Genomic DNA, 9,311 nt, shown 5'->3' on the forward strand with positions numbered 1-9,311 from the left:
TAGTAGCTGCTCGGTGTTAAGCAGCTGTCTAAAGCGCCAAATACTGGAATGGTCTGGCACATTCTCAGACAGGCTAAGATTAATAAAGCGCCTAAACATAAGATCCCTGGCGATTTGCTTCTCTAAGACTTCATCGCTTAAGTTATACCAAGCTTGGAGAATAAGAATCTTAAACATCATCAGTGGCGGGTAGCTAGGCGCACCTCGCACAGATGAATAAAGGTTTGATAAGGTTTGCTCTATCTCTGTCTAATTGATGATGTTATGCACGTCATTAAGCTCTGATAGAGATTTATGCTCTACAACTAGAGAATCTGCGAATGAGTTTTGTTGAGTGCTTTTCCAAGACATTTTAGGTATTTTTTATTGTAGATTAGGTGGTTGTTATTTTACTAGACTGGCGTGGTTTTGGTTGATTTGTGCAAAGGTCTCTATTAGTATATAATAATCTATTAATATTAATATAATACAAGACGATCATGGATAACAGTAATTGGAACAAGGAGCCTGCATTCAACAAAAAATATTTAATATTGGCAGTGGCCTTATTGGTGGCTTCATACGCAATTAAAGGCGCTAATGCGAATACATATTTATCGCCAAAACAGCAATATTTGTATTCAGGCTATAGTTATCCAGGTGAAGTAGTGGAATTGCATATTGTTAAAAATGATGGCATGAATTCACACGAGGTGTACACATGCAAAGACATGTTAACTTGTTACACCTTATATCAGAGTAAACGCAATCAAGCTAAAAATAACTCATGCAATCCAAAAATGTATCTTAAGCGTGCAAATGGCAATATCATGAGGCTACGCTAAATATTCTTGATACGTGCAATCTGATTGCATGTATCAAGATTTTAGTAAATTAAGTTTATTGTTCGGAGTTTGTTATAATCAATAAACCCCCAATATCTAGAATCAAAACTCTCAGGATTAGATCCCCAGACAATAGCCTTTTTATTTGGCACAATGCCCTCATAATAAAACTGCTCTATTAGTTTGCCACTACCAGTTTTCATATTGCGTTTAATCGGATATTTTTGTTTGTTGCAGATGATAAATTGATCGTTAATCAGAAGTTGATCACCCTCAAGACAGATTAGTTTTTTAGACAAAACCTTAAAGCCTTTTGGAGAAAATTCGTGTTTGAAATTAAAATATGCAAAGTCATTTTTAACAGGTTTTGCGTCACCTTTCCAAAATACAGTACCAGGATGAGAGTTAGAAATATTAACCACAATTCGACCTAAGACAATCTCAATAATGGCGGAGATACTCAAAACAAACAGCGCAAGAATTAGTAGCTTTTTTGGCCATATTTTACTCATTATTACCTTCTAATTTAAGTGAATTAACGGCATTCAAAATCATCAGAATGTGCACTTCATTTTCTGAATTTTTGAGCAAAATTTGCTTGAGTGTTTTCTCAATTTTAGTAGGTATTTTAAAATTATCTTGATAGTATTCATCCATAAAATCATTGATTATTTTAGTGTTTTTTGTCCATCTTTTAACGCCAACATTCGACCAATTAGATACTTGAGATTGACTGATTTTCAACTTCTTGGCCAGAGAGTTTTTGCTCATTCCACTATCAAATAGAAACTGATTTAATCGATTTTTAAAGTCACTTTCTTGCATTCTTAATATTCTTTAGTTATCTGTTTATAGTAATTATACAGTTTATTAGAGATACGGACTAAGATGAGTTTAAAGTATTATTTATGTTGATTTATGACTCCTGTGTTTATTAAATGTAAGGTTTTAGCTGTCGCATGTCAATTAATGCCCGCATTTGCTGGCATTCAAAAAACATTGCCATAATAGTGTTTACAAACAACTTGCAAGCAAGGTGCTAAAAAATGCCCGCATTTGCTGGCATTCAACGCCCGCAAATGCGGGCTAATTAAGCCTGTTACTATGCTGTTTTACACTTTGCACAACCGTGCATCAGGTGTATATCTTCTCTAGGGCTCCCGCTTGCGGGATGATGCTCTTATCGGTAGTCTTGTTTTGTAAAAAAATGCAGATAACAGATAATAGAATTTAACACCAATATATTAATAGTCATTTTTTACAAATGACTATTAAGCTAAGTTAAGAAATATTAGAGTTCGGCAATAAAGCACAAATCATCATCTGGATTTTCTTTAAAAAATGTTTCCATCTTTTTACCCATTGATAATCTAGCATACCATTCTAGTTTTTCTCGATAATCTTTGGCATTAACTTTGTAATGATTATTAATAATAAACTCTTCAATTTTCAAATCATTGTAAGCATTATTTTCATTAAAAAAAGTATCAAAAATTATTAGCCATTCTCCTAGCCGTTTTTCACATTTTTTAATGCCTTTATAAACACTATTTTTATCTTCATTATCTACACAATAATCAATCCAATTTGCGCCCATTTCTTTAGCGCCAAAAAATTCACCATCATCTGAACTTTGAACGGCAAACCAAAATTTACCCTCAATACCTCCCTCGTAATATCTACCCATTTTGCACCCCTTGCATTTGCGCTCTGTTTTCAAAATAAGTATCGTTTGCACCTACTGGCAATTTATTTTCTTGAAGCTCATAATTGCCATTTTGTTGGTTGTACCTGTAACGAGGTTTAACAATTTGCCTTGGAATGTGAACATGATTATTCGAATTATTATTTTCTTGTTCGTTAATTCTATTCATGGCAAGATTAAAATAATTACTGTCTAACTCATACCCCAAATAGTTAAACATCTTAGACTTAATACAAGCCATAGCAGTTGAGCCACTGCCCATAAAAGGGTCTAAAACAGTTCCACCAGTTGGGCAAAATCCTTTTGCAAGTCTTAATAATAAATCTACTGGCTTTTGTGTGGGGTGTAATTTATTGCCTGTGTAAGTCCAATTCATAACAGAGGGTAATATCTCAAAAGGTTTTGGATAGCCTTTGGCAAGCAAGTACGCACACTCATGTTTATATTCCATGTGCTTTTTATCTTTTCTACCATTTGAAGCGTATTTTTTTGCAAATGCAAATTGACCAATTATTCTAAACCCTGCACTTCGCCAGGCATTGATAAATTTATCAGCTTCACTCCAGCCGTAAAATACTACTGCATAACTATTGTTATTAAGCACCCGATACATCTCATTAAAGGCTGGTGTTAGCCAGTCGCTATTATTAAGCGTGTCATTGGCAACACTTCTACCGCTTCTATCGATATAATTAACTAAGTAGGGCGGGTCTGTTAATATCATTTGAACGCTATTATTTTCTAAACTTGCCATACCCTCGATACAGTCATTGTTGTATATCATATTTTTGTTTATCATTGTTATTTCCTTATTGTTAAAAATGGCTTTTAAGCCTTTTGTGACAAGCTGTTTATCAACTTGTTAATAACAATTTTACGGCTAGCAGTACGGCAAGTCACAGATTGAAACCGCAGGCCGCAGTTCGTAATACTGCTAATTACAAGGGGTAAAAATTTATTTTTATGACTTGTAATTTAGCGAAAAATAATCATCGAATTATTTTTTGATTAGCAGTAAAGAAACCGAGCGAGGATTTCAGTCTTTACTTGCCGTGCTGCTTTTATGAGAAATGAATTTAAAACCATAAATATTGAAAAAGAATTTTTTTAATATTTATAAAAACAACAGCCGAAAGGCTGCCCTTTGATTTTTCTTGTTTTTAAAGCGTAAGTCTTAAAAACAAGAAAAGGGCCTCGAATAGAGGCCCCAATTTTTTTACTCCTGGTTAACGATCATGCCACTTTTTCTTGATTCTTTTGAGTCTGAAGGTTAAGTAAAAAATCGAACGCTTTGCCAGCTTGTGAAGCTGCTTTTAAAATTGCTTTGTTATCGTCTTTCAAAATCTCAATCCAACCATTTAAATATTTAGCATGGTCTTTTTTAATGGTTGGCTCTGTACCAAGATAGGTACATAAAAAACAAGATCCCAACTCTGCGATCAACTCTTCAAAAGCATATTCTTTTTTATCAGTAGAATTTTTCCTATCAAGTCTTTTTTTGTTGCCAGTCCAATGTGTCAACTCATGTAGCAATGTTGAATAATATGATTGCTGTGCTGTTGCGTCTTCAGTATCAATAAAATCTTGCATTTTTGGTAGGTTTATAAAATCACCCATTTCAGAATAGAATGCTTTTTGTTGCTCATTTTTAATAACTGCTTGCGTGTTGGTAATAAATTCATCTGCACGATCATGGTTGAATTTTGCACCTTTGCCAATTTCAATATTTGGCTCGTATCCTTCCAATTGATCAGCATTAAACACGTTGAAAGTTTTCATAATTGGGATAAGCTCTAATTCTTGATTCTCGCCATCTTTTTCAATTTGTATGTATCTGAGTACTCTTGTTGATTTTTCACCTTTTTTGACCTGCTTACCGAAGTCCTGCCATTGTTTATAGGTGCCCCATTCGTTAGTATCTTTATCGGACAACCATAAACTTAAAATATTAATGCCTTGATAATGATTTTTAGTGATCGCATTAATTGGCATTAACAATGATTTGTCTTCAATCCAACACTTAACCCAATTACTGCCGTTCTCTTGCATTAAGTCAATAATCTTGTTAGTTATATCTTGCTTAAAGTCTTGATTTTTCATGATGTTTACCTTTGTTGTTGTGTTAATTTATATTATACTATATACAATAATAATAATAAGTCTATTTTTAATAAATATCAATCTTTTTCTTTGTAATAATGCTTGACATTGTTATTGTATATAGTATAATGATTATTAAGAGTTAAGCAATAATACAAAATCTTAAAAAAAGGACCATAATGAAAAAGAGAATAGAGAAATATAAAATCCGCCATTGGGGCGATGATACTAATTGCAAATCAATTCAAGAGTTAAAAGAAGCTCTTTTGACAAAATATTTAAATTTATCAGTTGCCATCCATTTTGAAAAGCGAGGAATAATATGGGTGAGATTTATTACGATAAAAAACAATCAAGTTCTTAACAGTTATGGTGATGAAAGTTTAATGACTGTATTCAAAAATGCAAATAAAGATATTGAGCACTACATCAAGCAAGATGATAATTTAATGGATGAAGCGTTAATATTGTTTAACCGAACACAATTTAACTTTGGACAAAGTTTCTAATTAAGAACAAATCAATTATGATATCTGTAAAATTTAAACAAAAAAACATCCAGAATGGGAAAACAAAAAAAACCTAAAGTTGTTGGAACAAACTCCATGACAAAATATTCAAAGGAGTTAAGACAAAAAACTTCAAACGAGTGGATAAAGAAAAATACAAAATCAATTTTAGCTAGATTTAATATGAAAAAAGAAGAGGATGTTAAGAGTATGGATTTGTTTAAATTAGTTCCAGAAAAAACAAATACTTTAAAAATTAAATTTTTATTAAATTTTTATTTTAAAAATAAATAACAATAGGGGTAATAATCACGCTCAAATCAGAATTAATTGAGTAGATTTCTCAAATATCAGGCTTGACTAAGGCAGATGCAGCCCGTGCGCTTAGTGCAATGACAGGCGTAATCACCAGCGCTATGGCAAATAGCGATAGTGTGCAACTAACTGGGTTTGGTACGTTTCTAGTTAGAGATCGTGCAGCACGCACGGGGCGCAATCCGCAAACGGGTGAAGCGCTTCAAATTAAGGCCTCTAGGGTTGTTGGCTTTAAGGCTGGAAAAGTGTTGAAAGAAGCGGTTAATGGCTAGTAAAGATGTTTAAGCCTGGTGAAACTATAGATATCAGGAATATTGACGAACAAGAGGATTTTTATAAAATATCTAATTGTGCAGATTTACGAGTCATGCTTGATGATGAATACGGACAGCCTTTACTTGTGAAATTGATTTTAAATGATGAATCTTTTTGTAAATTGGTGCAACGGGTAGAAGGATTAATTTCTAAAGAAAATACCCAATGGTCAAGATATGTGGAAAAAACAAAAAAAAGCATAACAAATCATTCCACCTGACCGCTAACGCGGCAGGTGAATTCAAGCGTTAGGTTTCTAGATGAATTGTAGCCCTCTATTTGGAACAAGTTATGTTGTATAATCTAAAAATAAAGCAAAAACTCTAGGATCTATCCAATATGTTTAAAAAGCAGGCTCTCCCCGTAATAACTGACGTTCCAGATGATGAGCAAGAGAAATTTGATAAATTAATCAAATCATGTCGAAGCAAATATATTCGTACATCCCAAGAAATTGTTGACAAAGTTTTTAAAGAAAAACCTGTTTATTTACAAAAAATTAAAAACAAAGAAGTCAGCCAATCTATATCAGGATTAAGAGAATTAGTTTGGAATGAATACCTTAAAGATGAGGTGAATTTCAATATTATTTTGATACAAGAGTTACATGCTACGTTAAAAACACCCAAATATATTTTAGAACTTCTTATTGACGAAAAAATCACAAAACTGAACGAAAAAGAACTTTTAAAAGAGGTTCGTAATCTCTGTGGTGAATATGCGGGTAGGATTTTTCCTTATATTTATAAAATTTCATTAAGTAATACAAATTCACGGAGATCAAGAGCAGGTAAAACATTTGAATCGATTATCTATAAAGTATACGACATTTTAGAGTATGACTTTGATTCTCAAAGCAAAGTGGGGAGAAAAACATTTACAGAGCTAGGACTAGGGAAAAAAGTAGACTCTATTCTTCCAAATATTGGTTGCTATGAGCAAAGACGAAATAAAACCATTATAGGTACTATGAAAACTTCCTTGCGTGAGAGATGGCAGGAAGTTGCAGAGGAAATTGAAAGAACAAAAATCCCAGAAATACACTTACTAACAGTTGATGAGGGTATTTCTAAAAGTAAAGCTCAAGAAATGGCAAATCATAATATTATTGTAGTTGCTTATGATTGGGTTGCCAACTCTGAATCATTAGCACCAATGAAAAATATAATTAGTTTTGAAGACTATTTATTTGAAGAAATACCATCGATTTTAAAGTTCTGGGATGAAAAATGAGTAAGTTAAAGATTATAGATTTATTTGCAGGCATTGGTGGCATCAGATTAGGTTTTGAAAAATCATCTAAACAAGGTGTTGAATGTGTTTTTACCAGTGAGTGGGATAAGTATTCAACAGAAACATATAAAGCAAATTTTGGTAATGAGCCAGTATTTGGAGATATAACAAAAATTTCTTTAAAGGATATTCCTAAACATGATATTTTGTTGGCGGGTTTTCCTTGTCAGCCCTTTTCTCAAGCAGGTTTAAAAAAAGGATTTTCAGATACTCGCGGAACACTATTTTTTGATATTGAACGTATTTTGAAAAATAAAAAACCTAAAGCATTTCTTCTTGAAAATGTTAAACAGTTAAGAGGACATGATAAAGGGCGGACGTTAAATATAATTATTGAACGATTAAGAGAAATTGGCTATTCAAATGTTCAATACAAAGTACTTAGGGCAAGAGATTTTGGTTTACCACAAAATAGAGAACGAATTTACATTGTGGGGTTTTTAGATAAAAATATAATGTTTAATTTTCCTACACCAACCTTCGAACCAACAAAAGTTGGAGATATTCTAGAAAAAGAGATCCATGATAAATATACAATATCTGACCGCCTTTGGGCAGGACATCAAAGAAGAAAAAGAGAAAACAAAATTAAAGGCAAAGGGTTTGGTTATGGAATTGTTTCTGAAAATTCAGAATATACAAATACTATTTCTGCTCGATATTATAAGGACGGCAGTGAAATATTAATACAACAAGATGGTTGCAATCCAAGGAAATTAACACCTAGAGAAGCAGCTAGGCTTCAGGGCTTCCCAGAAAATTTCAAAATACCTGTATCTAATACCCAAGCATATAGGCAATTCGGGAATAGTGTTCCTGTTAAAGTTGTCGAGAAAGTTGCTGAACAAATGCTGTTACATTTAGAAAAAAAGGCAATAAAAATAAAACCTAACAAAAAAATACAGCGGACAGCCAAAAGCGTCACGCCTTTTACTATCGCAAAAGATCGTGCCACTTCTGTCTGCCGCTGATTTAGGCGTTCACACGGCGCTTCGCGCCGTGTGAACGGTGGAGTTGACCTGCGGTCTAACACTATATTCTTGGTGCGAAGCACCTTCGAACATAGCGTTCGACCTGACCAATTCTCCAGCATAAAAAAGAGGCTAGCCTCTAATATGCTGATACAATTGGCATGTCAACTCCACCGTTAGGCTTTCTAAAACTCCGCTAGCCTAGCGTATATTTATATAGGAGTTATTTATAAAAGGATTTACCCGTGAAAAATATATTTGTTTTTGATTCAATGTTAACCCCTAAAATTATTACTTTTGTTTATTGGCTTATGCTTTTAGGCTGTTTAGTCTCAGGTTTAGGATCAATGTTCACTCAATATGGTGGTGGTTTTTTCGCTGGGTTAGGTATCATTATTTTTGGTGCTATTGGCTCAAGAATTTGGTGCGAGCTACTCATCGTTTTATTTAAAATCCACGAAAACCTGCAAAAAATTGCTAACAAATCAGAATAAAAGCCTAACAAGTTGCTCAAACGGACAAATTACAGTTGGCTCGCGCTCCGCGCATTATAGCCAACCATAATTTGCCGCTTAGCAAGGCGTTATAAATAATATGAGCCAAAAATCATTTGCAAAAATATCCATTCGTATAATTGCAATATATATTGCAACTTATGGAATAATGTACATTCCAAGTATTGCCACATTATTTGAATTCGATAAAATTGATGATGTAAAAACGATAGTTATGGTTGTATTTTCAATAATTACACCGTTAATTCTTAGTATGTTGTTGTGGCTTAGTTCTGATAAATTGGCTATATGGGTTATTGGCAATCAAAATAATGTTAAGCCAATAAATGCAGATGTTACTCAATTACAGACTATCGCTTTGTGTACTGTCGGTTTCATTATCATTGTGACAGCATTACCAAATTTTGCAGGTGAAATAATACGCATTTATTACTCTGTTCCCATTATAGAAGGAGAAAGAATTTTAAATACGTACCACCTTTCTTATTTAGTTACATCATCCTTAAAAATTATTTTAGGTATATTACTTGTATCAGGAGTAAGGTTTTGGGTGCACTTGCTACATAAAATTAAAAGACTTGGATTGTATGAAAAAAAATTATAACAAATCATTCCACCTGACCGCTAACGCGGCAGGTGAATTCAAGCGTTCACACGGCGCTTCGCGCCGTGTGAACGGTGGAGTTGACCTGCGGTCTAACACTATCTTCTTGGTGCGAAGCACCTTCGAACATAGCGTTCGACCTGACCAATTCTCCAGCATA

15 protein-coding genes are annotated in these 9,311 nt (G+C 33.5%); 9 read left to right on the forward strand and 6 right to left on the reverse strand.

All coding sequences use genetic code 11. From position 1 onward, the window contains the following. On the reverse strand, positions 1–243 hold a 243-nt coding region (locus BTHERMOSOX_RS07555), incomplete at its 3' end, for a transposase (RefSeq protein WP_488153932.1). 236 nt (positions 244–479) lie between these two features. Here BTHERMOSOX_RS07555 and BTHERMOSOX_RS07560 point away from each other — a divergent pair. Next, on the forward strand, positions 480–824 hold the full coding sequence (locus BTHERMOSOX_RS07560; protein WP_138120485.1) for a hypothetical protein: 345 nt from the start codon (positions 480–482) through the stop codon (positions 822–824). Positions 825–865: 41 nt separating this feature from the next. On the opposite strand, the gene BTHERMOSOX_RS07565 is transcribed toward BTHERMOSOX_RS07560, so the two are convergent. The 5 genes from BTHERMOSOX_RS07565 to BTHERMOSOX_RS07585 all read right to left on the reverse strand — a co-directional run bounded on the left by BTHERMOSOX_RS07565 (position 866) and on the right by BTHERMOSOX_RS07585 (position 4,629). Beyond that, entirely contained in the window at positions 866–1,336 is a 471-nt protein-coding gene (locus BTHERMOSOX_RS07565; RefSeq protein WP_138120486.1) for a S26 family signal peptidase, read from the reverse strand. Beyond that, positions 1,329–1,649, reverse strand: coding sequence for a helix-turn-helix domain-containing protein (locus BTHERMOSOX_RS07570; RefSeq protein WP_138120487.1), 321 nt, complete (start codon positions 1,647–1,649; stop codon positions 1,329–1,331). The genes BTHERMOSOX_RS07565 and BTHERMOSOX_RS07570 overlap by 8 nt, the downstream gene beginning before the upstream one ends. 466 nt (positions 1,650–2,115) lie before the next feature. Beyond that, the gene (locus BTHERMOSOX_RS07575) at positions 2,116–2,511 is read right to left on the reverse strand and encodes a hypothetical protein (RefSeq protein WP_138120488.1); all 396 of its coding nucleotides are present in this window, start codon (positions 2,509–2,511) and stop codon (positions 2,116–2,118) included. Then, on the reverse strand, positions 2,504–3,328 hold the full coding sequence (locus BTHERMOSOX_RS07580; RefSeq protein WP_138120489.1) for a DNA methyltransferase: 825 nt from the start codon (positions 3,326–3,328) through the stop codon (positions 2,504–2,506). Before BTHERMOSOX_RS07580 ends, BTHERMOSOX_RS07575 begins: the two co-directional genes overlap by 8 nt. Before the next feature lie 434 nt (positions 3,329–3,762). Continuing rightward, positions 3,763–4,629, reverse strand: coding sequence for an ArdC family protein (locus BTHERMOSOX_RS07585; RefSeq protein WP_138120490.1), 867 nt, complete (start codon positions 4,627–4,629; stop codon positions 3,763–3,765). Between the two features lie 179 nt (positions 4,630–4,808). On the opposite strand from BTHERMOSOX_RS07585, the gene BTHERMOSOX_RS07590 reads away from it, so the two are divergent. From BTHERMOSOX_RS07590 to BTHERMOSOX_RS07625, 8 genes are all read left to right on the forward strand, one after another. After that, complete coding sequence (locus BTHERMOSOX_RS07590; protein WP_138120491.1) at positions 4,809–5,138, forward strand: hypothetical protein; 330 nt, start codon at positions 4,809–4,811, stop codon at positions 5,136–5,138. Positions 5,139–5,192: 54 nt separating this feature from the next. Then, positions 5,193–5,432 carry a hypothetical protein gene (locus BTHERMOSOX_RS07595; RefSeq protein ID WP_138120492.1) on the forward strand — a complete coding sequence of 80 codons (240 nt, stop codon included), beginning with the start codon at positions 5,193–5,195 and terminating at the stop codon, positions 5,430–5,432. Between the two features lie 44 nt (positions 5,433–5,476). After that, complete coding sequence (locus BTHERMOSOX_RS07600) at positions 5,477–5,725, forward strand: HU family DNA-binding protein (protein ID WP_249360647.1); 249 nt, start codon at positions 5,477–5,479, stop codon at positions 5,723–5,725. Positions 5,726–5,730: 5 nt separating this feature from the next. Further along, complete coding sequence (locus BTHERMOSOX_RS07605; RefSeq protein WP_138120493.1) at positions 5,731–5,988, forward strand: hypothetical protein; 258 nt, start codon at positions 5,731–5,733, stop codon at positions 5,986–5,988. Between the two features lie 119 nt (positions 5,989–6,107). After that, positions 6,108–7,001, forward strand: a complete 894-nt coding sequence (locus tag BTHERMOSOX_RS07610) for a type II restriction endonuclease (RefSeq protein WP_138120494.1) — start codon at positions 6,108–6,110, stop codon at positions 6,999–7,001. Continuing rightward, complete coding sequence (locus BTHERMOSOX_RS07615) at positions 6,998–8,032, forward strand: DNA cytosine methyltransferase (protein ID WP_138120495.1); 1,035 nt, start codon at positions 6,998–7,000, stop codon at positions 8,030–8,032. Before BTHERMOSOX_RS07610 ends, BTHERMOSOX_RS07615 begins: the two co-directional genes overlap by 4 nt. 245 nt (positions 8,033–8,277) lie before the next feature. Next, positions 8,278–8,526 (forward strand): DUF4282 domain-containing protein, encoded by a 249-nt coding sequence (locus BTHERMOSOX_RS07620; protein WP_138120496.1) that lies wholly within the window; start codon positions 8,278–8,280, stop codon positions 8,524–8,526. 100 nt (positions 8,527–8,626) lie between these two features. Further along, on the forward strand, positions 8,627–9,151 hold the full coding sequence (locus BTHERMOSOX_RS07625; RefSeq protein WP_138120497.1) for a hypothetical protein: 525 nt from the start codon (positions 8,627–8,629) through the stop codon (positions 9,149–9,151). Positions 9,152–9,311: the final 160 nt, after the last annotated feature.

The sequence above is a fragment of the Bathymodiolus heckerae thiotrophic gill symbiont genome, from assembly GCF_900128515.1.
Lineage (GTDB): Bacteria > Pseudomonadota > Gammaproteobacteria > PS1 > Pseudothioglobaceae > Thioglobus_A.

Coding starts and splice junctions, on each gene's coding strand:
- BTHERMOSOX_RS07595 (WP_138120492.1), top strand. CDS start 5,193: ATGGGAAAACAAAAAAAACCTAAAGTTGTTGGAACAAACTCCATGACA.
- BTHERMOSOX_RS07590 (WP_138120491.1), top strand. CDS start 4,809: ATGAAAAAGAGAATAGAGAAATATAAAATCCGCCATTGGGGCGATGAT.
- BTHERMOSOX_RS07580 (WP_138120489.1), bottom strand. CDS start 3,328: ATGATAAACAAAAATATGATATACAACAATGACTGTATCGAGGGTATG.
- BTHERMOSOX_RS07575 (WP_138120488.1), bottom strand. CDS start 2,511: ATGGGTAGATATTACGAGGGAGGTATTGAGGGTAAATTTTGGTTTGCC.
- BTHERMOSOX_RS07615 (WP_138120495.1), top strand. CDS start 6,998: ATGAGTAAGTTAAAGATTATAGATTTATTTGCAGGCATTGGTGGCATC.
- BTHERMOSOX_RS07585 (WP_138120490.1), bottom strand. CDS start 4,629: ATGAAAAATCAAGACTTTAAGCAAGATATAACTAACAAGATTATTGAC.
- BTHERMOSOX_RS07605 (WP_138120493.1), top strand. CDS start 5,731: ATGTTTAAGCCTGGTGAAACTATAGATATCAGGAATATTGACGAACAA.
- BTHERMOSOX_RS07625 (WP_138120497.1), top strand. CDS start 8,627: ATGAGCCAAAAATCATTTGCAAAAATATCCATTCGTATAATTGCAATA.
- BTHERMOSOX_RS07560 (WP_138120485.1), top strand. CDS start 480: ATGGATAACAGTAATTGGAACAAGGAGCCTGCATTCAACAAAAAATAT.
- BTHERMOSOX_RS07570 (WP_138120487.1), bottom strand. CDS start 1,649: ATGCAAGAAAGTGACTTTAAAAATCGATTAAATCAGTTTCTATTTGAT.
- BTHERMOSOX_RS07565 (WP_138120486.1), bottom strand. CDS start 1,336: ATGAGTAAAATATGGCCAAAAAAGCTACTAATTCTTGCGCTGTTTGTT.
- BTHERMOSOX_RS07610 (WP_138120494.1), top strand. CDS start 6,108: ATGTTTAAAAAGCAGGCTCTCCCCGTAATAACTGACGTTCCAGATGAT.